Source organism: Candidatus Allofournierella excrementavium (genome assembly GCF_048526665.1).
Lineage (GTDB): Bacteria > Bacillota > Clostridia > Oscillospirales > Ruminococcaceae > Allofournierella_A > Allofournierella_A excrementavium.
This window is the reverse complement of sequence record NZ_DBGFPE010000026.1, coordinates 1-20995: the sequence shown is the minus strand read 5'-3', so window position 1 is coordinate 20995 and position 20995 is coordinate 1. Positions and strand designations below refer to the sequence as shown.

21 protein-coding genes are annotated in these 20995 nt (G+C 65.7%); 14 read left to right on the top strand and 7 right to left on the bottom strand.

Features of this window, described 5'->3' with window-relative positions:
* The first annotated feature begins 9 nt into the window (after positions 1–9).
* Entirely contained in the window at positions 10–1206 is a 1197-nt protein-coding gene (locus ACMI1Q_RS07055) for a hypothetical protein (RefSeq protein WP_419503258.1), read from the top strand.
* Between the two features lie 13 nt (positions 1207–1219).
* On the top strand, positions 1220–2464 hold the full coding sequence (locus tag ACMI1Q_RS07050) for a hypothetical protein (protein ID WP_419503257.1): 1245 nt from the start codon (positions 1220–1222) through the stop codon (positions 2462–2464).
* 79 nt (positions 2465–2543) lie between these two features.
* Here the strand turns inward: ACMI1Q_RS07050 and ACMI1Q_RS07045 are convergent, their stop codons facing one another.
* From ACMI1Q_RS07045 to ACMI1Q_RS07030, 4 genes are all read right to left on the bottom strand, one after another.
* Positions 2544–3017, bottom strand: coding sequence for a YbjN domain-containing protein (locus tag ACMI1Q_RS07045; protein WP_330059046.1), 474 nt, complete (start codon positions 3015–3017; stop codon positions 2544–2546).
* A 3-nt stretch (positions 3018–3020) separates the two neighbouring features.
* Positions 3021–3548 carry a hypothetical protein gene (locus ACMI1Q_RS07040; protein WP_330059047.1) on the bottom strand — a complete coding sequence of 176 codons (528 nt, stop codon included), beginning with the start codon at positions 3546–3548 and terminating at the stop codon, positions 3021–3023.
* A gap of 208 nt (positions 3549–3756) precedes the next feature.
* On the bottom strand, positions 3757–4308 hold the full coding sequence (locus ACMI1Q_RS07035; protein WP_419503256.1) for an NUDIX hydrolase: 552 nt from the start codon (positions 4306–4308) through the stop codon (positions 3757–3759).
* Entirely contained in the window at positions 4305–5303 is a 999-nt protein-coding gene (locus ACMI1Q_RS07030; RefSeq protein WP_419503255.1) for a hemolysin family protein, read from the bottom strand. Before ACMI1Q_RS07030 ends, ACMI1Q_RS07035 begins: the two co-directional genes overlap by 4 nt.
* A 341-nt stretch (positions 5304–5644) precedes the next feature.
* Between ACMI1Q_RS07030 and nifJ the strand changes: the two genes are divergently transcribed.
* On the top strand, positions 5645–9187 hold the full coding sequence (gene nifJ / locus ACMI1Q_RS07025; RefSeq protein ID WP_419503254.1) for a pyruvate:ferredoxin (flavodoxin) oxidoreductase: 3543 nt from the start codon (positions 5645–5647) through the stop codon (positions 9185–9187).
* A 153-nt stretch (positions 9188–9340) separates the two neighbouring features.
* Here nifJ and ACMI1Q_RS07020 read toward each other — a convergent pair whose 3' ends face one another.
* From ACMI1Q_RS07020 to ACMI1Q_RS07010, 3 genes are all read right to left on the bottom strand, one after another.
* Complete coding sequence (locus ACMI1Q_RS07020) at positions 9341–9919, bottom strand: hypothetical protein (protein ID WP_330058574.1); 579 nt, start codon at positions 9917–9919, stop codon at positions 9341–9343.
* Positions 9920–10063: 144 nt separating this feature from the next.
* Complete coding sequence (locus ACMI1Q_RS07015; protein WP_419503253.1) at positions 10064–10309, bottom strand: helix-turn-helix transcriptional regulator; 246 nt, start codon at positions 10307–10309, stop codon at positions 10064–10066.
* A 141-nt stretch (positions 10310–10450) separates the two neighbouring features.
* Positions 10451–11335 (bottom strand): LysR family transcriptional regulator, encoded by an 885-nt coding sequence (locus tag ACMI1Q_RS07010; protein WP_419503252.1) that lies wholly within the window; start codon positions 11333–11335, stop codon positions 10451–10453.
* A gap of 149 nt (positions 11336–11484) precedes the next feature.
* Here ACMI1Q_RS07010 and ACMI1Q_RS07005 point away from each other — a divergent pair, with 149 nt between their 5' ends.
* The 11 genes from ACMI1Q_RS07005 (at position 11485) to ACMI1Q_RS06955 (ending at position 20044) form a co-directional block, all read left to right on the top strand.
* Entirely contained in the window at positions 11485–12495 is a 1011-nt protein-coding gene (locus ACMI1Q_RS07005) for a YeiH family protein (RefSeq protein ID WP_330058571.1), read from the top strand.
* Positions 12496–12608: 113 nt separating this feature from the next.
* Entirely contained in the window at positions 12609–13490 is an 882-nt protein-coding gene (locus tag ACMI1Q_RS07000; protein WP_417025329.1) for a YitT family protein, read from the top strand.
* 286 nt (positions 13491–13776) lie between these two features.
* The gene (locus ACMI1Q_RS06995; protein WP_419503251.1) at positions 13777–14442 is read left to right on the top strand and encodes a Rhomboid family protein; all 666 of its coding nucleotides are present in this window, start codon (positions 13777–13779) and stop codon (positions 14440–14442) included.
* Positions 14443–14578: 136 nt separating this feature from the next.
* A complete protein-coding gene (locus ACMI1Q_RS06990) occupies positions 14579–14902 on the top strand; it encodes a cyclic-di-AMP receptor (protein WP_177522833.1) in 324 nt (107 codons plus the stop codon).
* The gene (locus ACMI1Q_RS06985; protein ID WP_419503250.1) at positions 14902–15810 is read left to right on the top strand and encodes a hypothetical protein; all 909 of its coding nucleotides are present in this window, start codon (positions 14902–14904) and stop codon (positions 15808–15810) included. The genes ACMI1Q_RS06990 and ACMI1Q_RS06985 overlap by 1 nt, the downstream gene beginning before the upstream one ends.
* A 185-nt stretch (positions 15811–15995) precedes the next feature.
* Positions 15996–16844, top strand: coding sequence for a PSP1 domain-containing protein (locus ACMI1Q_RS06980; protein ID WP_418442382.1), 849 nt, complete (start codon positions 15996–15998; stop codon positions 16842–16844).
* 152 nt (positions 16845–16996) lie between these two features.
* Positions 16997–17167 carry a DUF362 domain-containing protein gene (locus tag ACMI1Q_RS06975; protein WP_177521505.1) on the top strand — a complete coding sequence of 57 codons (171 nt, stop codon included), beginning with the start codon at positions 16997–16999 and terminating at the stop codon, positions 17165–17167.
* A gap of 106 nt (positions 17168–17273) precedes the next feature.
* The gene (locus ACMI1Q_RS06970) at positions 17274–17978 is read left to right on the top strand and encodes a tRNA1(Val) (adenine(37)-N6)-methyltransferase (protein WP_419503249.1); all 705 of its coding nucleotides are present in this window, start codon (positions 17274–17276) and stop codon (positions 17976–17978) included.
* A gap of 5 nt (positions 17979–17983) precedes the next feature.
* On the top strand, positions 17984–18832 hold the full coding sequence (rsmI, locus tag ACMI1Q_RS06965; RefSeq protein ID WP_419503248.1) for a 16S rRNA (cytidine(1402)-2'-O)-methyltransferase: 849 nt from the start codon (positions 17984–17986) through the stop codon (positions 18830–18832).
* Positions 18829–19317 (top strand): YfcE family phosphodiesterase, encoded by a 489-nt coding sequence (locus ACMI1Q_RS06960; RefSeq protein WP_177521503.1) that lies wholly within the window; start codon positions 18829–18831, stop codon positions 19315–19317. The genes rsmI and ACMI1Q_RS06960 overlap by 4 nt, the downstream gene beginning before the upstream one ends.
* Complete coding sequence (locus tag ACMI1Q_RS06955; protein WP_419503247.1) at positions 19310–20044, top strand: biotin--[acetyl-CoA-carboxylase] ligase; 735 nt, start codon at positions 19310–19312, stop codon at positions 20042–20044. The genes ACMI1Q_RS06960 and ACMI1Q_RS06955 overlap by 8 nt, the downstream gene beginning before the upstream one ends.
* Positions 20045–20995: the final 951 nt, after the last annotated feature.

Below are 20995 nucleotides of genomic sequence, written 5' to 3'. Positions count from 1 at the left end.
GCCCCGCCCGTGTCCCCTGCCCTCTCGCCCCGCGCCTTTGACCGCCCCCACGCCCAGGCCCTGGCGGCGGCCCTTTCCCTGCTGGCCCTGGCGCTGGTGCTCTACCACTCGCTGGCGGGGGGCACCCTTCTTTCTCCCAACGTCTACGACAGCTACCTTTTGCAGGCCCAAAACTGGCTGGAGGGCCGGGCATACATCGAGGGCGGCGAAAGCTGCCCCTGGCTGGAGCTGGCCGTGTTTGAGGGCCGTTATTACCTCTCCTTCCCGCCGGTGCCCTCGGTGCTGGCGCTGCTGCCCGCCGCGCTGGGCCTCTCTTTGGGCAACCTGTGGCAGGCGCTGTGGGCCCTGGCCGCCCTGGCCGGGGTCTACCTCTGCTTCTGGCAGACGGGCCACGCCCCCCGGGCCTGCGCCTTCTGGGCCCTCTTCGCCACCTTGTCCGCCAACTTTTTCTGGCTGGCGTGCAGCGGCGGCGTGTGGTTCCAGGCCCAGGTGCTCAACTTCGCCTTCACCGTCTGGGGCCTGTTCTTCTGGCTGAAAAAGCAGTACGCCCCCGCCTTCTTCCTGCTGGCGCTGGCGGTGGGCTGCCGCCCCTTCACCGCCCTGTTTGCCGTTGTGCTCTGGCTGGGGGCCGCCCTGGGCGCGGCGAAAGAGCGCCGCTGGGGCCGCCTCGCCGCCTTCACCGCGCCCCCCGCCGCCGTGGCGCTGGCCCTGGGGTGGTACAACTTCATCCGCTTCGGCAATCCCTTCGAGTTCGGCCACTCTTACCTGCCGGAGTTCGTGCGGGACGGCGGCCAGTTCACGCTGGAAAACTTCTGGCAAAACCTGTGGAACGTGCTGCGTCCCGTCACCCTCACCTCCTCGCTGGAGCTCTCCTTTCCCACCTTCAACGGCTTCTGCCTTTTTGTCGCCAGCCCCATCTTTCTTTTGTGGGCCGTCGACATCGTCCGCGCCGCGGCCAAAAAGCGCCTTGCGCCCCGGGACCTGCTGGCCCCCGCGCTGGCCCTCATCACCCTGGCGGCGCTGTGCCTGCACCGCACCATGGGCGGCTGGCAGTTCGGGGCCCGCTACACCGTGGACCTCATCCCCCTCGCCCTCTGGTGGTATCTGACCCGGCCCCGCCGCCCGCTGGGCACGGGAGCGCTGTGGCTGGCCGGGGCGGGCGCGCTCTTCAATTTTTACGGCGCGATCCACATGCTGAGCCACTGAAAGGAGGAAGCCTATGGGTGCGTTCATCGGTCATTCGGGCGGCGCGCTGATGGTGCTGTTCGTGGCGCTGCTGGCACTGCGGTGCGCAAAGCGCCTGGGGCTGGTCCTCTGGCCCGCCGCCCCCGCCCGGCCCCTCGCCCCCCGCTGGGCCCCCGGCCCCGGCGCGCTGGCGCTGGCGGCCTTCGGCGTTCTGGCGGCGCAGTTTTTGTTTGCCTTCCTCTGCTGGCGGGACCTGGGCCAGACGGGGGGCCTTGCCGCCTTCTGGCAGCATTTCTTTGAGCGGTTCACCACCGCCGGCGACAGCCCCCACTACCTGCTTTTGGCCCGCGAGGGCTACGCGGCGGAGGGGGACGCGGCGAAGTACATCGTCTTTTATCCCCTTTACCCCCTGGCGGTGCGGCTGATGCACGCCCTGCTCGCCCCCTTTTCGGTCAGTTGGGAGGCGGCGGCCCTGGCGGTGAGCTGGCTGTGCTGGAGCGGCGCGGGGGCGGCCATGCTGGCCCTGGCGGGGCAGGACCTGCCAAGGGAGCAGGCGGCCTTCGCCGTTGCCCTGATGGCCCTTTACCCCTTTGGCTTTTTCGCCCTGGGCGTTTATACCGAGAGTTTGTTTTTGCTGCTGAGCCTGCTTTGCATGCTCTTTGCCCGCCGGAAGAACTGGCTCGCCGCCGGCGTTTTTGGGGCGCTGGCCGTCCTCTGCCGTAACCAGGGCCTGGTGCTGCTTTTGCCCCTTTTGTACCTCTGGCTGCGGGCCCGCAGAGAAAAAAAGCAGGGCCCCGCCTCTCTGGCGCTGGCCCTGCCCCTTCTGGGCTGGGGCGGGTATCTTGCCCTCAACTGGCGGCTCTTCGGCAGCCCCTTCGCCTTCTTTGAGTTTCTGGCCTCGCCCCCCTGGTACCAGACCACCCGGTGGATCGGCGAAAATCTGGCCCAGCACTGGCAGATGGCGCTGGACTACCCCGGCCTCGCCCCCTTTATCTACCACGCCCAGCTGGCGCTCTATTTCGCCGCCATGGCCCTGCTGTTTTTCGGCCTTTGGAAAAAATGCCCCACCCACTGGCTCATCTGGGGCGGCGGGTACCTGGGCATGAGCTACCTCGCCGGCTGGCTCATCAGCGGCGGGCGCTATGTCTTCGGCTGCCTGCCTCTCTACCTCATCGGGGCCTCCCTGCCCCGCCCTGCCCGCTGGCTGCTGGCGGCGGTGAGCGCTTTTTTCCTTTGGAAAATGGGCGTGTGGTACATGCAGGGACAGGCGATCATGTAATGATTTTTAATAAAATACAAATTGTATAAAAAAGCGCTCGCCGAACACTTCGGCGGGCGCTTTTGAGGTTCCAAAAAAATCAGCTTCGGATGAGTTCCTTGAACCGGGCGAAGGAGAGCTTGTCGTTGTAGAGGTCGATGATCCGCTGGCCGTCGGCCTTCAGCGAGGCGCAGAAGATGCCGATGATGAGGTGGCGGGCGGTCTCATCGCTCATGCCGTCCCGGTAGCAGTGGGCCAGCTCCAGGGCCACGTCCTTTTCCAGGTTGTAGGTGTATTTGCCGGTGACCATGATGCTGTTCAGCTCTTTGCAGGCGTTGGCCATCTGCATGGCCTTCTCCTCGCTCTCCACGTCGAAGGGCAGAAAAGCCCACAGGTGCAGCACCTGGGCCTTTTCCATGGCGGAACAAACGATGGTGTAGCGGGTGCCGCCGATGCTCACCTTCGCCCGCACGGTGTTCCGTTCGTTGCTGCGTTCACAGTCCAGCTCCAGGTCGTTTCTGAACACCCGCTCGCACAGGTCCAGCACGCCGGAAGCGTCGTATGCAAGAGACATTGGTCAATCCTCCCCGCTCAGTTTTTCCAGTTCGTCCGCCAGGGTGGTGTAGCCCTTGCAGATGGATTCCATCGACTTCATGTAGCGGCTGTCCAGGTTGCCGCCCATGACCCCCAGCAGATAGGCGGCGGTCTTCTCGCCGAACTCCCGGTCGGAGTACACCCGCTGGGTCACCTCCACCATGATGTGCTCGCCGTCGGTGGTGGGGTAGAAGGAGCCATTGACCAGGTTGGCGTTGGCCAGCGCGCACAGCAGGGTCACGTCGTCCACCGAGCAGCCGGTGATGGAGAAGGGGCTCATGGCGACCAGCGTGACATACCGCTCCTCGATCTTCCACAGCAGGGTGTAGTGGCCGGTGTCCAGCCCGGTGGGGAAGAAGATGTGGAACTCGTCGGCGTTTTCATCGAACTTGTAATCCTTGCCGCGCAGGTAGTTCACCACCGTGTGGTAGGTGCGCCGCCGGTCCGCCCCGCCGGAGGATGTGGGTCTTGCCGCCGCGGGCTGCGACGGTCCCTTTTTTGAAAAAAACATCGTTGTCCCTCCCTGGCCCGCAAAAGGCCGGTATTCTTATATAAATGCTTCGGCCAAACCGGCCCCGCCGGGACAAGGGCGGAAAAATTTTTTTGGACCGGGGCGCAAAGGGCAGAAAAAAACGCCGGGTTTTTCCCGACGCAGAAAGCGCATGAAAAAACCCGCCGGGGAGTTTCCTCCGGCGGGTCGTTTTGTTTTTGAGCCGAGCTCACTGCTCCGCCGCTTTCCGGCGGCGCAGCGCGTCGATCTTGAGGATGGCCGCCACGGTCTTGCCGTCCTTGATGCGGCCGTCCAGCACCATGGCCACCGCCTCGGCAAAGGGCAGCTTTTCCGGGGTGAGAAACTCGTCCTCGTCCAGATGCATGGCGCAGGGGGAAAGGCCCGTGGCCATCCAGGTGTAGATGATTTCCGAGCAGTAGCCCACCGTGGGGTAGAATTCCCCCAGGTCGGTGTAGTGCTCGGCCACAAGGCCGCACTCCTCCGCCAGCTCCCGCTTGGCCGCCTCGAAGGGGTCCTCCCCCTTTTCCAGCTTGCCGGCGGGCAGCTCCCAGAGCTCCTGCCCCAGGGCGTAGCGGTACTGGCGCACCAGATAGATCTCGTCCCGGTCGGTCAGCGCCGCGATGCAGGCGCCGCCGTGGTGGTGCACCACCTCGCGGGTGCCCTCGGCCCCGTTCTCCAGGCGCACCTTGTCGAAGGTCACGGTGATGACCCGCCCCTCGAACACGGTGCGGCTTTCCAGCTGTGTTTCGCTGTGGCTCATGCTTTCTCCTTTTCCTTTCCGGGCGCGGCCGCCTCGGGCAGCCGGGTGCACAGCACCCGCTGGATGCGCCGCTCGCCCGCCTTGAGCACCTCAAAGCGCAGGCCGCACCATTCCACCGCCGCCTTCTCCCCTTCCTCGGGGATGCGGCCCAGCTTGTCGATGATGAGGCCGCCGGGGGTGTCGAACTCCTCGTCCTCGTTCGGCTCCGGGCACTCCATGCCGAAGGCCTCGAACACGTCCGCCAGGTCGATGGCCCCGTCCACGGCGTAGCCGTCGCCCTGGGCCACCAGCTCGGCCTCCTCGTCGTCGTATTCGTCCTGGATGTCGCCGACGATCTCTTCCAGGATGTCCTCCATGCTCACAAGGCCCGCCGTGCCGCCGTATTCGTCCACCACGATGGCGATCATGGTGCGCTCGCGGCGGAAGTCCAGCAGCAGCTGGCCCGCCGGGCGGCTCTCGGGCACGAACATCACCGGCCGGGCAAAGCGGCCCACCGGGCCCTCCAGCGCCGCCGGCTCGTCGAACAGGCGCAAAAGGTCCTTCACATACAGAACGCCCACGATCTCGTCGGTGGTCTTGCGGTAGATGGGCAGGCGGCTGTTGCCGCTTTCCACCGCCGCCTTGATGACCGAGCGGCAGCCGGCGTTCTCCTCCGCCGCCACCATGTCCATGCGGTGGGTCATGATGTCGCCGGCGGTCACCTCGCCCAGATCGAAGATGTTGGTGATCATCTCCTTCTGGTTCTCGTCGATGAGGTCCTGCTGGTCGGCGTCGTCCACCATCTCATACAGGTCCTCTTCGGTCACCTGTTCCTCGTTGCCAAGGCCCGCCTTGTCCAGAAGGCGGCTCAAGGCCCCGGGCAGCTGCACCCCCCGCTTTGCGGCGGCCCAGCCGGCGGCAAGGCCCGCCAGCAGCGCCAGCACCAGCGCCGCCGCCCCCGCGGCGAACACGCCGGCGCCCGCCGGCGCTGCCGCCGCGATGAAAGTCGTATCCATGGGTCCCTCCCCATTCTGCCCGGGGGCTGCCCGGGCTGAAATGCATATATATACTACATCATAGCGGCAAAGCCCACCCTTGTCAAACCGCCAAAGGGCCAAAAGCGGGCGGTTTTGCGCCAAAAGGGCCGCCTCGCGCCGCTTTTTTTGCATCCAGGGGGCAAAAAGCGCCTGGAAAATGGTTTACTTTACACATTTGTTTTGATAGAATAATACACAGCAGAAGCTGTCCGCATGCGCGGAGGACCGGCGCTGCCGGTTTTTCGTGCGCGCGGGCAGGATAACGCGGGCCTGCCAGCAATGGCAGGAAACGTTAAATCACATGCTATGGAGGAAGAAAAATGCCTAGAGCGAAACAGTCCATGGATGGCAACACCGCGGCAGCGCATGTAGCCTATGCGTTCACCGAAGTTGCGGCCATCTACCCCATCACCCCGTCGAGCCCCATGGCCGACTATGTCGACCAGTGGTCCGCCGCCGGCCAGAAGAACATCTTCGGCACCCAGGTCAAGGTCATGGAGATGCAGTCTGAGGCTGGCGCCGCGGGCGCTGTGCACGGCAGCCTGGCCGCCGGCGCCATGACCACCACCTTCACCGCCAGCCAGGGCCTGCTGCTGATGATCCCCAACATGTACAAGATCGCCGGCGAGCTGCTGCCCAGCGTGTTCCACGTGTCTGCCCGCACCGTGGCCAGCCACGCGCTGAACATCTTCGGCGACCACAGCGACGTTTACGCCTGCCGCCAGACCGGTTTCGCCATGCTGGCTGAGACCAATCCTCAGGAAGTCATGGACCTGGCCGCTGTTGCCCACCTGGCCTCCATCGAGGGCCGCGTTCCCTTCATCAACTTCTTCGACGGCTTCCGCACCAGCCACGAGATCCAGAAGATCGAGAAGTGGGACTACGCCGATCTGGCCGAGATGGTCAACTGGGACGCCATCCAGAAGTTCCGCGACCACTCCCTGAACCCCGAGAACCCCTCCATGCGCGGCAGCCACGAGAACGGCGACATCTTCTTCCAGCACCGCGAGGCCTGCAACAAGTACTATGAGGCCCTGCCCGCCGTGGTCGAGAAGTACATGGCCAAGGTCAATGAGAAGCTGGGCACCGACTACCAGCTGTTCAACTACTACGGCGCGGCGGACGCCGACCGCGTGATCGTTGCCATGGGCTCCATCTGCGACGTGGCCGAGGAAGTCATCGACTACCTCAACGCCCACGGCGAGAAGGTGGGCCTGGTGAAGGTGCGGCTGTACCGCCCCTTCGTGAGCGAGAAGCTGCTGGCGGCCATCCCCGCCACCGCCAAGAAGATCGCCGTGCTGGACCGCACCAAGGAGCCCGGCAGCCTGGGCGAGCCCCTGTTCCTGGACGTGGTCACCGCCCTGCGCGAGGCCGGCCGCGACGCCGAGGTCATCGGCGGCCGTTACGGCCTGGGCAGCAAGGACACCCCGCCCTCCAGCGTGTTCGCCGTGTATGAGGAGCTGGCCAAGGCCGAGCCCAAGGCCCGCTTCACCATCGGCATCGTGGACGACGTGACCGGCCTGTCCCTGGAGGAGAAGCCCGCCCCCAACACCGCTGCCGAGGGCACCGTGGAGTGCAAGTTCTGGGGCCTGGGCGGCGACGGCACCGTGGGCGCCAACAAGAACAGCACCAAGATCATCGGCGACCACACCGACAAATACATCCAGGCCTACTTCCAGTACGACTCCAAGAAGACCGGCGGCGTGACCATCAGCCACCTGCGCTTCGGCGACAAGCCCATCCGCGCCCCCTACTACATCAACAAGGCCGACTTCGTGGCCTGCCACAACCCCAGCTACGTTGTGAAGGGCTTCAAGATGGTGCAGGACGTCAAGCCCGGCGGCGTGTTCATGATCAACTGCCAGTGGTCTGACGAAGAGCTGGCGCACCATATGCCCGCCGAGTCCAAGCGCTACATCGCCCAGAACAACATCCAGCTGTACACCATCAACGCCATCGACAAGGCGGTCGAGATCGGCCTGGGCAAGCGCACCAACACCATCCTCCAGTCCGCGTTCTTCGCCCTGGCCGGCGTGCTGCCCCGGGAGGACGCCATCAAGTACATGAAGCAGGCCGCCGAGAAGACCTTCGCCAAGAAGGGCCAGGCCATCGTTGAGATGAACTGGAAGGCCATCGACGCCGGCTTCGACGCCTACCACAAGGTGGAAGTGCCCGCCGACTGGGCCAACGCCGCCGACGACAAGGCCCCCGAGGCTCTGCACGGCAACGCCGCCACCGTGGACATGGTGCGCAGCATCATGGAGCCCGTTGCCCGCATGGACGGCGACAGCCTGCCTGTTTCCGCCTTTGAAAAGTATGTGGACGGCCAGTTCGAGCAGGGCGCTTCCGCCTATGAGAAGCGCGGCGTTGCGGTGAATGTTCCCGAGTGGAACCCCGACACCTGCATCCAGTGCAATCAGTGCGCCTTCGTCTGCCCCCATGCCACCATCCGTCCCTTCGCCCTGACCGCCGACGAGGCCGCCAAGGCCCCCGCCGCCCTCAAGAGCAAGGCCATGAACGGCAAGGGCTGCGAGAACTACGTCTTTGCCATGACCGTCTCTCCCCTGGACTGCATGGGCTGCGGCGTCTGCGTGAACGTCTGCCCCACCGCCGCCAAGGGCACCCTGAAGATGGTGCCGCAGGAGAGCCAGGCCGCCCAGCAGGAGGTCTTCGACTACTGCGTCGAGAACATCCGCAAGAAGGACGGCATGATGCCCGAGACCAGCGTGAAGGGCAGCCAGTTCAACCAGCCCCTGCTGGAGTTCTCCGGCAGCTGCGCCGGCTGCGCCGAGACCGCCTATGCCCGCCTGGTCACCCAGCTGTTCGGCGAGCGGATGTACATCTCCAACGCCACCGGCTGCTCTTCCATCTGGGGCGGCCCCGCCGCTACCTCCCCCTACACCACCAGCAAGGTGAGCGGCCATGGTCCCGCCTGGGCGAACAGCCTGTTTGAGGACAACGCCGAGCACGGCCTGGGCATGTATCTGGGCCAGAAGGTCATCCGCGAGTCGCTGGCTGCGAAGCTGCATGAGCTGGCCGAGGTGACCACCAGCGAGAGCAAGAAGGCGGCCATCGAGGAGTACTTTGCCACCTACGACGACGGCAAGGCCAACACCCCCGCCACCGAGAAGCTGATCGCTGAGCTGGAGGCCGATCCCGACTGCAAGTACAGCAAAGAGATCCTGCCCAAGAAGAACTACCTCTCCAAGAAGAGCATCTGGATCTTCGGCGGCGACGGCTGGGCCTACGACATCGGCTTCGGCGGCCTGGACCATGTTCTGGCTTCCGGCGAGGACGTGAACGTCTTCGTGTTCGATACCGAGGTCTACTCCAACACCGGCGGACAGGCTTCCAAGGCCAGCCAGATCGGTCAGGTGGCGCAGTTCGCCGCCGCCGGCAAGGCCATCGGCAAGAAGAGCCTGAGCGAGATCGCCATGAGCTACGGCTACGTCTACGTTGCCCAGATCGCCATGGGCGCTGACATGAACCAGACCATGAAGGCCATCACCGAGGCCGAGAGCTACCATGGTCCCTCCCTCATCATCGGCTACGCTCCCTGCGAGATGCACGGTGTGAAGGGCGGCATGACCAACTGCCAGGCCGAGATGAAGAAGGCCGTGGCTGCCGGCTACTGGAACATGTTCCGCTTCGATCCTCGCAAGAAGGCCGAGGGCGCCAATCCCTTCAGCCTGGACTCCAAGCCCGCCACCGCGGACTACAAGGAGTTCATCTCCGGCGAGACCCGTTACAGCCGCCTGAAGCTGGCCTTCCCCGAGCGCGCCGAGGCGCTGTTCGACCTGGCCGACAAGAAGGCGAAGGAGCGCTACGAGTACCTCGAGAAGCTGGTCAAGCTCTACGAGTGATCGAAACGCCCGAACGGCATAACAAAAGGACCCCCGCGAAACGCGGGGGTCCTTTTTTGCGTGCCGGGAAGAAAAGGGCGGGGCGCCGGCTTTCCGCGGCGGGCAGGCCGGCATGTCCCCCCGCCGCGTCCTTAAAATGGCCCGCCGCCGGGCTCACCCGCCGGCGGACTCCGGGGAGGCGGCCCGGGCGTCGTAGCCGTCGTTGTAACCCGATGACCAGTAGACCGCGTAGCCCTTGTAGGCGGAGGAACCGAAGGCATAGTCCGCCGGGAATCGGTCGGCGGCAAGGCCGGGGGCCCGGGGCTTTCCCGCGCCGGCGTCCGCCTCACCGGCGGCGTACCCGTTCCGATAGCCGGTTTCCGCGCCAAGACCGTAGCGCACCTGCCGCACCGCCAGAAAAACGCAGGCGAGAAAGAGAAGAGACAGGGCCGCCGCAAGGGCCATGCCCGTCGCCCTGCGGCGGCGGGAAGGGGCGGCGGCCCTTCCCTTTGCGGCCCGAAGCTCCCACAGGCAGCCCAGGCCGCAGAAGGCGAACAGCACCGCCAGATAGAACACCCAGCCGTAGTTGCGGCCGGTGAGCGTGCGCTCCATCACCGCCAGCCCGGCGGCGTTGGCCAGGGGGATGGCGGCCAGCGTCCCGGCCAGCAGCGCCCCGCCGGCGCGCCTTCGGCCCAGCAGGCGGAAGGCCAGGTGGACCAGGCAGGTCACCGCCAGGATGTGGCAGGACTGCATCCAGCCCCAGATGCAGCTTTTTGCCCCCGCCAGATAAAAGGCCGTCAGGCAGGCCAGATAGACCGCCAGATACCCGGCGGCGATGGCTGCGGCCCTCTGGAGTTCTGTGCGCAGGGCGGCCTTTGCCGCCTGCTTCTTTCGCTCCTATTCCAGCTGCATGCGGGCGTATTCCTCCAAGGCGCATGAAGGCTGCTCCTTGGGGCCGGCCAGTTCCTCCAGGGGCACCTCAAGCAGAGCGGCCAGCTTCAAAAGGTTTTCGGTGGCGGGGGCACTCTTCCCGCTCTCCCACTTGGCCACCGCCTGCCGGCTGATCTCCAGAGCGTCTGCGAGGGCGTCCTGGGTAAGGCCCTTTTCCTTCCGCAGCCGCCGGATGGTTTCGCCGATGGTCATTCCGTCCACCTCGCTTTTCTGATTTGATTATAGGAGATACGCTCCGCGCTTGTCTATCAACCGGCGCGCAACGATAGGTTGCGTTTTGTGAGAATGTCCGCGCTCCGGCCTTTTTTTCGCCGCCCGCCGGCCCGGCCCCGCTCACAGCCGGGCGCACAGATCCCGGATGTGCTCGAAGAGATACTGCTCCTGGCGCGCGAGGGGGCTGTCCGGCAGGGTGACGAAGGTGAAGGGCCGGGTGATGGAAAAATCCTCCTGCGCCAGCCGGGCCAGCCGCCCGCTCTCCAGAAGGGGCGCGGCGGCCACCTCGTAGGCAAAGGTCACCCCCCGGTCCGCCGCCGCCAGCTCCAGCAGCACCGGCACGCTCTCGAACACGTGGCAGGCGGCAAAGTCCTCCGCCGCAAGGCCCCGGGCCGCCAGGGCGCTCTCCAGTATCTCCCGGCTGCCGCTGCCTGTCTCCCGCACCAGCAGCGGCGCGGAGCACAGCGCCGCCAGCGTTTTGCACCCCGCCCAGCGGCCCTCCGCCGCCCCCAGCGCCGAAAAGCGGGCGGTGTAAAAAGGCCGGCAGCAGTAGCGCCGGTGGCTGGCGTTGCCCTCGATGAGGGCGAACTCTATCTCTCCCTTGTCCAGCTCTTCCAAAAGGGTGCGGGTGTTCTGCAGCCGCATCTCCAGCCGGCGCGCGGGCAGCGCGTCCAGCAGCGCCGGGGCCAGCCGGGGCATCAGTCCCTCCCCGATGCTGCGGGTCACCCCGAAGTGCAGCGGCGCGGCCTGCCCCTCGGTCAGCGCCGCCCGCAGCTGGGCCTCCATCGCCGGCAGCCGCCGCGCCAGCCGGTAAAACCGCGCCCCCGCCTCGGTGAGGGTCAGCCGCCGGCCCTCCTTGGCGAACAGCTTCACCCCGTACTCCGCTTCCAGCGCCCGGATGTGCTGGGTCACCGCCGGCTGGCTCAGGTGCAGCGCCTCGGCGCAGCGCACCGTCGTTTTTTCCTCCACCAGCGTGAGAAATGTGGTCAGTTTCGGGTCCACCACGGGCCCTTCCTCCTTTTGTGGAAAACTATAAGAATTGTTGATAAGTTAATGGCTATCTCTAAATTGATTTTATACGAAAGGGGTCGTATAATCAAGGCGTGCCAGCCCCGCAAGGGGGCAAAAAATCAAGAGGAACGGGGAAAAACGCAATGGTGAAGGAACAAGTTTTGAAAAAAGCGCCGGGCTTTTTGGCCTGTCTCGTCATCGGGCTCATCGCCCAGGGCATCGCCAAGTTCGTGCCTTCGGTGGGTGCGGCGCTGTTCGCCATCGGCATCGGCATGGTGTGCGGCAACACCTTTTTGAACAAGCCCGGCATGGACGCGGGCACCAAGTTCTCCGAGCGCAGCCTGCTGGAATACTCCATCGTCCTCACCGGCGCGACGCTGGTGCTCAGCGACATCGTGGCCGTGGGCCTTTCCGGCGTGGGCTTCATCGTCTGCCAGATGGCCCTCACCATCACCGCCGCCTACCTCATCGGCCGGCGCTTCGGCTTCGGGCGGCGGTTCTGCCTTCTGATGGGCGCGGGCAACGCGGTGTGCGGCTCCAGCGCCATCGCCACCGTCTCCCCTGTGGTGGGGGCCGACAGCAAGGACAAGGGCATCTCCATCACCATCGTCAACGTCACCGGCACCGTGCTGATGGTGCTGCTGCCGGTCATCACCGGCCTTGTCTATAACCACGCCATGCTGCCCACCACCGCCATGATCGGCGGCGTGATGCAGTCCATCGGCCAGGTCATCGCCTCCGCCGGCCTGGTGGGCCCCGAGTTCGTGCCCGACGCCACCATCTTCAAAATCATCCGCATCGTGTTCATCGTGTTCGTGGCGCTGGCCTTCTCCCGCCTCAACCCCGAGGAGGAGGGCAGCCTCTTCGCCGGCGGCAAGGCGGCGGGCGGCGTCAAGGCCGGTGTGCCCTGGTTCATCATCGGCTTCTTCATCATGGCGGTGCTGAACACCCTGGGCGTGGTGCCCGCGCCGGTGAGCGCGGCGGCCAAGTTCGTCAGCGGCCAGTTCGAGATCATCGCCCTGGCGGCCATCGGCATGCGGGTCAAGTTCCGGGACCTGGTCAAGGAGGGCCCCCGGGCTTTGGGCTACGGCCTGTCGGTGGGCGTGTGCCAGGTGCTGTTCGCCCTGGGCCTCATCCGGCTGTTCCTCCTGTGAGTTCTTTATAAAGTGCGCGGCGCTCCCCTTGCCGGGAGCGCCGCTTTTCATTTGCCCCGGCATAGGATATAATGGGACTGTATCCCGCAAAAAAGGAGGGGTCCCCATTGACCATGAAGCGCAGAACGTCCCGCTGGAAGGAACACGCCACCGACCTGGCCTTTGACCTGGCGGGCAGCTTTCTCATGGGGGTGGGGGTCTACACCTTCGCCCTCAAGGGCGGCTTTGCCACCGGGGGCCTGTCGGGCATGGCCCTCATCATCAACTATCTGTGGGGCCTGCCGGTGGGCATGGTCACCCTGGCGCTGAACGTGCCCCTGGTGCTGCTCACCTGGCGCACGCTGGGCCGCGGCTTTTTCCTCAAAAGCCTGCGCACCATGGTCATCAGCACCGTCATCATCGACTTCGTGCTTCCCCTCTTCCCCGTCTACGAGGGCAGCCGCCTGCTGGCAGCGGGCTTCAGCGGCGTGCTGATGGGCGCGGGGCTCTCCCTTATTTATATGAGAGGCTCCTCCACCGGCGGGTCGGACTTCCTCATCCACGCCGCCAAGCGCAAGGCCCCCCACATCAGCTTCGGCAACCTCAGCCTTGCCATCGACGCGTCGGTCATCCTGCTGGGCATCCCCGCCTTCGGCGACATCGACGCCGCGCTCTACGGCATGGTCAGCGCCTTCGCCCTCACCATCGTGATGGACAAAATCATCTACGGCGCGGGCAGCGGCAAGCTGGTGCTGGTCATCACCAACGAGGGCCAGGCGGTGAGCCGGGCCATCGACGCGGCGGTGGAGCGGGGCAGCACCCTGGTGGACGTGACTGGCAGCTATTCCGGCCTGCCCCGGCGGATGGTGATGTGCGCCTGCTCCAACAACGAGGTGTTCAAGGTGCGCACGGCGGCCCACCGGGTGGACCCCCGGGCGCTGGTGATGATCTGCGAGGCCAGCGAGGTGTTCGGCGAGGGCTTCCGCGCCCCGGAAGTGGGCGAAAAGACCGGCTAAAACCACATCAATTCTCCATTTTTCTTGCAAACAGGGCCCATTCCGTTTACAATGTGTATAAACCCCGACTTTCCACAGAAATGTTGAAAACTCTGTTGAAAGTGTTAAGAACCCCTGCTCAACCCATTAGTTTTCAACATTCAGGGCGGAAAATTCAAGGTCCATTAACTTTTTGTTGAATGGAAAGCCCCAAAATGCCAAAAATGCGGGTGAAAGTGCCCCCGCAGCCTCACACAACAAAAAAACAACACGCGGCCCCCGGCCGCCCCAAAGGAGGACACACGCCATGAACTGGCTTGCAAAAATGCAATACCGCTACGGCCGCAAAGCGCCGAAGAACCTGATGCTGGTGGTGGCCGGCGGGCAGATCGCCGCCTGGCTGGTCATCATGCTGGTGAACAGCAATGTGTATTATCTGCTGCAGCTCACCCGGTCGGGTCTTATGCACCTGCAGCTGTGGCGGCTGGTGAGCTTCGTGTTCAGCCCGTCCCTCACCATGAACCCGCTGTTCTTCGCCCTGGAGGTCTACCTCGTCTACTGGATCGGCACTTCGCTGGAGCGGGCCTGGGGAGCCTTCACCTTCGACGTTTACTTCCTGCTGGGCATGGCGGGGGCCTGGGTGGCCTGCCTGCTCACCGGCTGGGGCAGCAGCGAGGCGCTGTTCTATTCCCTCTTCTTCGCCTTCGCCTGGCTCTTCCCCGACATGCAGCTGATGCTCTTCTTCGTGCTGCCGGTGAAGGTGAAGTGGCTGGGCTGGATCGCCGGCGGCCTCTATGTGCTGCAGGTGGCGTTTCTGCTCATCACCTTCCAGTTCACCCAGGCGCTGGCCACCGTGCTGGGGCTTGTGAACTTCCTTATTTTCTTCGGGCCGGACATCTTCCGCCGGCTGAAGAATGACGCCGAGACCCGCCGTCGCCGCCGCGAGTGGGAGAACCAGTGGCGGGGCCGCTGAGACAAGAACACCTTGCAAGGGGCGCGCCCGCTTTGGGCGCGCCGTTTTTTGTGGAAATCCGCGGCGGAGTGTGGTATAATGAAAGCACAAAAACAGGCGCCGCCCCCCGTGGCGGGGCCAAAAGGGGGTATAGTCCATGAAACTCATCACTGCCATCGTCAACAAAGAGGACGCGAAACAGGTCTGCAACCACCTCATCCAGGAGGGCTTCTCCGTCACCCGTCTGTCCACCACCGGCGGCTTTCTGATGGCCGGCAACATGACCCTGATGATCGGCACCGACGATGAGAAGGTGGATCCCTGCATCCAGATCATCGCCCAGCACTGCAAGCAGCGCACCGAGGTCGTGCCCAGCACCGCCAGCTACGGCATCGGCGTGGCCACCGCTTATCCGCTGCAGGTCACCGTGGGCGGCGCCACCATCTTCGTCACCAACGTGGAGCGCTTCGAAAAGCTGTGATGCTCGGCCGCATCCGGGGCAACGAAGCCTTTAAAGACAGCGTTCAGGCCGCCCTGCAGGCAGGGCGGCTTTCCAATAGTGTGCTTTTGTGCGCCGAGGAGGGCTGCGGCGCGGGCTTTGCCGCCCGGTGCCTCGCGGCCGATTTCCTCTTCCCCGAAGGGGGCGACGCCGCCGAGGCGGTGCTGGCCGGGCGCAGCAGCGAGTGCATCGAGGTGCGGGGCCAGGGCCAGCGGGGCGAGATCCTGGTGGGCCAGGCCCGCCAGGTGCGCAGCCTCGTCTATGAGACGGCCCTCTCCGCCGCGGGGCGGGTGGTCATCTTCTACGGCGCGCACCACATGAACCCCTCCGCCGCCAACGCCCTGCTGAAAGTGCTGGAAGAGCCCCCTGCCGGGGTGCTGTTCATCCTCACCGCGCCCAGCGCCGCCGCCGTGCTGGCCACCATCCGCAGCCGCTGCGGCCTGTTCCTTCTGTGCCCGGTGACCACGGCCCAGTGCGAGGCCTATCTCAAAGAAACCTGCCCCGGCTGCCCCGACGCGGCGCTGCTGGCCCGGGTCTACGCCGGGCGCATCGGCCCCGCAAAGGCCGCCGCCACCGACCCCGCCGCCCGCCGCAGCCTGGACGCTGCCCTGGAGCTGGCGAAGGCCGTGGGCAAAGCCGACCGCTACGAGACCATGCGGCTGCTGGCCGCCGTGGAAAAGGACCGCCCCGCCGCCGTCCGCCTGCTGGAGGACCTGGCCTGCGTGGCCGCCGCCGTGCTGGAAGGGGCCGAGGGCCTGGGCCTGCCCCTGTCCGCCGCCGCCCGCTGCGCCGAAGGCTGCGGCGAGGCCCGCCGCGGCATGGACCGCAGCCTCAACCAGAAGCTGCTGTTCACCCTGCTGGCGGCGAAACTCTGCGATGCGGCCGGCTGAACGCCGGCCCCGCCTTTCTGTGCGTTTTTTCCGCCCGGGCCTTTCCCGGCGCGGCTTGTGTTTTTCTTTCGGGCGGACGAGCTGTCCCCCAACTTCTTCTTCCCTCTTTCGCTCTTGCCCAAAACCAGCCGCGGGCAAGGGACCTGACACCCACGCCCGGCGGCCGGGCAAAGAGAGTTGACCTTATGAAAAAAGTCATTTCAGTGCGCTTCAAGGCCAGCGGAAAGGCCTATTATTTCGACCCCACCGGCTTTGACGTCAAGGAGGGGGACTACGTTGTGGTGGAGACCGCCCGCGGCACCGAGTGCGGCGAGGTGGTGGCCGGCCCCCGGGACGTGCCGGACAGCCAGGTGAGCCGGGAGCTCAAGCCCATCCAGCGGATGGCCGACTCGGTGGACGTGCGCCGGATGGAAAAGAACCGGGCGGACGAGAAGGCCGCCTTCGAGCTGTGCAACGAGCGCATCGCCGCCCACAAGCTGGAGATGAAGCTGGTGGAGGCGGAGTACAACCTGGACCGCTCCAAAATTCTTTTCTACTTCACCGCCGACGGCCGGGTGGACTTCCGGGAGCTGGTGAAGGACCTGGCCGGCGCTCTGCACACCCGCATCGAGCTGCGCCAGATCGGCGTGCGGGACGAGAGCAAGATGAAGGGCGGCCTTGGCATCTGCGGCCAGCCCTTCTGCTGCAGCCGCTTTTTGAAGGACTTCCAGCCGGTGTCCATCAAGATGGCCAAGGAGCAGGGCCTGTCGTTGAACCCGGCCAAAATTTCCGGGGCCTGCGGGCGGCTGATGTGCTGCCTTTCCTACGAGCACAAGGCCTATGAGTATCTGAACAGCATCACCCCCATGAACGGCAGCGTGGTGCGCACGCCGGACGGCGAGGGCGTGGTCATCGAGGCCAACCCCGTCAGCGGCATGCTGAAGGTGCGCTTCGCCAGCGAGGCGCTGGCCCCCAAATACTACAAGCGCAGCGAGTGCGTCTACCTGCGGGGCGGCAAGCGGGCTCCCAAGGCCCCCGACCCGGACCAGCCCTGATTTTTCAGGATTTCCCCTTGTTCTTTTTTGATTTTATGCTACAATAATTGCATAAAGGGGGCGTGCCCCCTTTGCTCCGGGCATGCGGCTCGCCGCGCAGGCCGCCCCGTTGCCCGGGCATCTATGGCGCGGAGAAAAAGGAGAGAATGACCATGGCCTACAAGATCACCGATTCCTGTGTTTCCTGCGGCACCTGTGAGGGCGAGTGCCCCGTCGGCGCCATCAGCCAGGGCGACGGCAAGTACGAGATCAACGCGGACGCCTGCATCGATTGCGGCACCTGCGCCGGCGCTTGCCCCGTTGGCGCCATCGAAGAGGGCTGATCAGCCTTTTCGCCGGCAAAGCACAAAAAAGAGCGGCGGGCCTTGTACCCGCCGCTTTTTTGGTTGCGTGTCATGGTATAAAAATACGCGAAGGGAGGCGAAGCGCGTGGAAGTCTCGGTGGAAACTCTGGCCCACGGCACAAAGGTCTGCATCAGCCGGGCCCACCGCTTCGGCACCGACGCGATGCTCCTCTCCGGCTTTGCCCGCCCCCGGCGGGCGGAAACGGCGGTGGACCTGTGCAGCGGCTGCGGCATCGTGGCCCTGCGCTGGCACGACCTGGGCCACCGCGGCCCCTGCCGCGCCGTGGAGGTGGACCCGGAGGGCACTTCCCTGCTGGAACAGGCCCTGGCCGAAGACGCGGCCCTGGGCCACATCACGCCGGTCTGCGCCGACCTGAACGAATTGCGGGGCGACGGCCTTGCCCATCTGGTGGCGGCCAATCCCCCTTATTTCACCGGGGGCTTCGTCAGCCCCAAGTCCGCCCGTGCCGCCGCCCGCCACGAGGGCGGCGGCACCCTGGAGCAGGTGGCCGCCGCGGCGGCGGCCCTTCTGCGGGACGGCGGGCGCTTCGCCCTCTGCCACCGGGCGGACCAGTTCGCCCGGGTGTGCGCGGTGCTGTCGGCGGCGGGCCTGGAGCCAAAACGCGCGGCGTTTGCAAAGCAGAAAGCGGGCGACGCGCCCTGGCTGGTGCTGGTGGAGGCCCAAAAGAACCGCCGCCCCGGCCTGCGCTTTGAGCCGGACGTGTTCATGGAGGACGAGGGCGGCCGCCCCTCGGCCCAGCTTCAAAAAATCTATCGGGAAGGGATGTGAGGCCCATGGCCGGCACACTCTATATCGTGGCGACCCCCATCGGCAACCTGGAGGACATGACCCCCCGGGCCGCCGCTACCTTCGGCAGCGTGGACTTCATCGCCGCCGAGGACACCCGGGTCACCCTGAAACTGCTGAACCACCTGGGGCTGAAAAAGCCGCTGGTGAGCTATTACGAGCACAACCTCAAGGAGCGGGGCCGCTACATCCTGGACCGCATCCAGGCGGGCGAAAACTGCGCCCTGTGCTCCGATGCGGGCATGCCCGCCATCTCCGACCCCGGCGAGGTCATCGTCACCGACGCGCTGGCCGAGGGCATCAAGGTGGTGCCGGTGCCGGCGGCCAGCGCCTGCGTCACCGCGCTGGCGGTGAGCGGCCAGCCCACCGGGCGCTTTGTGTTCGAGGGCTTTCTGCCCACCAATCTGCGCCAGCGCCGCGAGCGGCTGGAGCAGCTGAAAGGCGAGGAGCGCACCGTCATCTTCTACGAAGCGCCCCACAAGCTGCGCATGACCCTGGGCCACCTGCAAGAAGCCTTTGGCCCGGAGCGCAGCATCACCCTGGCCCGGGAGCTGACCAAGCTCCACGAAGAGGTGGTCAAGACCACCCTGGGCGAAGCGGTGGAGTATTACGAGACCAATAATCCCCGGGGCGAGTACGTGCTGGTGATGGCCGGCGCGTCCCCCGCCGAGACCCGGCCCGCGCCCCCCACGCTGGACGAGGCGGCCCAAAAGGCCCGGGAGCTGATGGAGGGCGGCATGAGCGCCAGCGCCGCGGCAAAGCAGGCGGCCCAGAACACCCCGTTCAGCAAAAGCCAGATCTACCGGCTGCTGACGCGGCAGGAGGAAAACGAATGAAGACCATCCTTGTACTTTCCGACACCCACGGCTCGGCCAGCGCCTTCACCCGTGTGGCGGCCAAGAACCCCAAAGCGGACGCCCTGATCTTTCTGGGCGACGGCTGCAAAGACCTGGAAAAGGTGCAGGACGCCCTGCCCATGCCGGTGTACCCGGTGCACGGCAACTGCGATTTCGGCGCGCTGGAGCCGGGCGAGGGCCTTGTGGCCTTCGAGGGCGTGCTGTTCTACTACGTCCACGGCCACCAGTACAACGTGAAATACTCCTACGACGACCTGGCCCGCAATGCCATCTGCCGGGGCGCGGACGTGGCCCTCTTCGGCCACACCCACTGCCCGGACCTGGTCCAGCTGGACAAGGTGACCCTGTTCAACCCGGGCAGCGCGGCCATCCCCCGCAGCGGGCGGCCCACCTACGGCCGCATCACGGTGGAGGAGGGCAAGGCCCCGGTGTTCGAGCATCTGGAGATGCCGGACTATGAGTGAGCCGAAGATGACAGCGCTGCTCCAGGCGGACAGCACCAATCTTTACTGCAAGGCCCATCTCTCCGGGATGGGCCATTTTGACGCGGTGTGGACCACCTGCCAGACCGCGGGCCGGGGCCGGCGGGACCATGTGTGGCAGAACGCGCCGGGCGAGGCGCTGTACTACACCATCCTCTTCAAGGAGCCGCTGGCCGACCCGGCCTGCCTGTCGCTGGCCTCGGGGCTGGCGGCGGCCCGGGCGCTGGAGGAGTGCTTCGGGGTGGAATGCGCCCTCAAGTGGCCCAACGACCTGCTGCTGGGCGGCAAAAAGGCGGTGGGCATCCTCTGCGAGGGCTTTGGCGGCGCGTTCGTCAGCGGCATCGGGGTGAACCTTTCCCAGACGGCAGAGTTCTTCGCCGCCGCCGGCCTGCCCCACGGGGTGAGCGTGGCGGGGCATCTGGGCCGCGCGCTGCCTCCCGACGCGCCCCGGCGGCTGGCGGAAAGCCTCAGCCGCCATTTTATCCAGGACGCGGACCTGAAGGCTTTTTACCGCGAAGGCTTTTCCCCCCTGCGGGCGGACTACCTGCCCCGCTGCGTGAACCTGGGCCGTCAGGTCTGGTTCGAGGGCGGCGAGGGCGTGGCCGAGACGGTGGACGAGCAGGGCCGCCTTGTGGTGGCCGCCGAGGGCGGCCTGCGGCATGTGCTCAGCGGCGAAGTGAGCGTGAAAGGCATCTACGGCCGGGTGTGAGCGCGAAAAAAGTCAAAATCGAGGATTCACAAAAAGTTAACAGAGCCTTCAAAATTCTTCCTTAAGTTATGGGTATACTAAAATCACAGAACACGGAGCCGCAACCGTTGTTCTGTACATGATTCCTCCTCACACCAAAGCGATACCCCTTAACCGCCTCCCCGTGGTCCGCAAACACGGGGAGGCACTTTTTTTGCCACGGCGGCGCCCGAATAAAGGAAAGGGCGGCTTTGAGAAAAACGCTCCGCCCGGCCCATCCCCACCGCACGCGGCATCCCGGACACTTTTCAGGACAAAGAAAAGTGTCCGTTCTGATGCGCACTACGTGGGGAGGACCGGGCTTCGCCTCAGCCCGGCGGGGAAGGGCGGCGCTCTTGCCCGCTTTGCCCGGCCCGCCGCCCGATGCCGGCCGAGCCAGACGCGGCACTGCCGCCGCGTAGTGCGCCTCGGAGCGAACACGCTGCACGGTGCGAGTGCAGCGTGTCCGAAACGCCGCGTGCGGCGGCGGACGGCGACGCGGCCACCCCGCGCCCAAACTGCCCGGGCCACAGCGCCGCCCGGGCAAAGAAAAGGGCAGCTTTGAATAAAATGCTTCGCCCGGCCCATCCCCACCGCACGCGGCATCCCGGACACTTTTCAGGACAAAGAAAAGTGTCCGTTCTGATGCGCACTGCGTGGGGAGGACCGGGCTTCGCCTCAGCCCGGCGGGACAGGGCGGCGCTCTTCCCCGCTTTGCCCGGCCCGCCGCCCGATGTCGGCCGAGCCAGACGCGGCACTGCCGCCGCGTAGTGCGCCTCGGAGCGAACACGCTGCACAGTGCGAGTGCAGCGTATCCGAAACGCCGCGTGCGGCGGCGGACAGGGACGCGGCCACCCAGCGCAAAGCTGCCCATATCCCAGCGCCGCCCGAATAAAGGAAAGGGCGGCTTTGATTGAAGTGCTCCGCCCGGCC

Coding starts and splice junctions, on each gene's coding strand:
- ACMI1Q_RS07050 (WP_419503257.1), top strand. CDS start 1,220: ATGGGTGCGTTCATCGGTCATTCGGGCGGCGCGCTGATGGTGCTGTTC.
- ACMI1Q_RS07045 (WP_330059046.1), bottom strand. CDS start 3,017: ATGTCTCTTGCATACGACGCTTCCGGCGTGCTGGACCTGTGCGAGCGG.
- ACMI1Q_RS07040 (WP_330059047.1), bottom strand. CDS start 3,548: ATGTTTTTTTCAAAAAAGGGACCGTCGCAGCCCGCGGCGGCAAGACCC.
- ACMI1Q_RS07035 (WP_419503256.1), bottom strand. CDS start 4,308: ATGAGCCACAGCGAAACACAGCTGGAAAGCCGCACCGTGTTCGAGGGG.
- ACMI1Q_RS07030 (WP_419503255.1), bottom strand. CDS start 5,303: ATGGATACGACTTTCATCGCGGCGGCAGCGCCGGCGGGCGCCGGCGTG.
- nifJ (WP_419503254.1), top strand. CDS start 5,645: ATGCCTAGAGCGAAACAGTCCATGGATGGCAACACCGCGGCAGCGCAT.
- ACMI1Q_RS07020 (WP_330058574.1), bottom strand. CDS start 9,919: ATGCAGTCCTGCCACATCCTGGCGGTGACCTGCCTGGTCCACCTGGCC.
- ACMI1Q_RS07015 (WP_419503253.1), bottom strand. CDS start 10,309: ATGACCATCGGCGAAACCATCCGGCGGCTGCGGAAGGAAAAGGGCCTT.
- ACMI1Q_RS07005 (WP_330058571.1), top strand. CDS start 11,485: ATGGTGAAGGAACAAGTTTTGAAAAAAGCGCCGGGCTTTTTGGCCTGT.
- ACMI1Q_RS07000 (WP_417025329.1), top strand. CDS start 12,609: ATGAAGCGCAGAACGTCCCGCTGGAAGGAACACGCCACCGACCTGGCC.
- ACMI1Q_RS06995 (WP_419503251.1), top strand. CDS start 13,777: ATGAACTGGCTTGCAAAAATGCAATACCGCTACGGCCGCAAAGCGCCG.
- ACMI1Q_RS06990 (WP_177522833.1), top strand. CDS start 14,579: ATGAAACTCATCACTGCCATCGTCAACAAAGAGGACGCGAAACAGGTC.
- ACMI1Q_RS06985 (WP_419503250.1), top strand. CDS start 14,902: ATGCTCGGCCGCATCCGGGGCAACGAAGCCTTTAAAGACAGCGTTCAG.
- ACMI1Q_RS06980 (WP_418442382.1), top strand. CDS start 15,996: ATGAAAAAAGTCATTTCAGTGCGCTTCAAGGCCAGCGGAAAGGCCTAT.
- ACMI1Q_RS06975 (WP_177521505.1), top strand. CDS start 16,997: ATGGCCTACAAGATCACCGATTCCTGTGTTTCCTGCGGCACCTGTGAG.
- rsmI (WP_419503248.1), top strand. CDS start 17,984: ATGGCCGGCACACTCTATATCGTGGCGACCCCCATCGGCAACCTGGAG.
- ACMI1Q_RS06960 (WP_177521503.1), top strand. CDS start 18,829: ATGAAGACCATCCTTGTACTTTCCGACACCCACGGCTCGGCCAGCGCC.
- ACMI1Q_RS06955 (WP_419503247.1), top strand. CDS start 19,310: ATGAGTGAGCCGAAGATGACAGCGCTGCTCCAGGCGGACAGCACCAAT.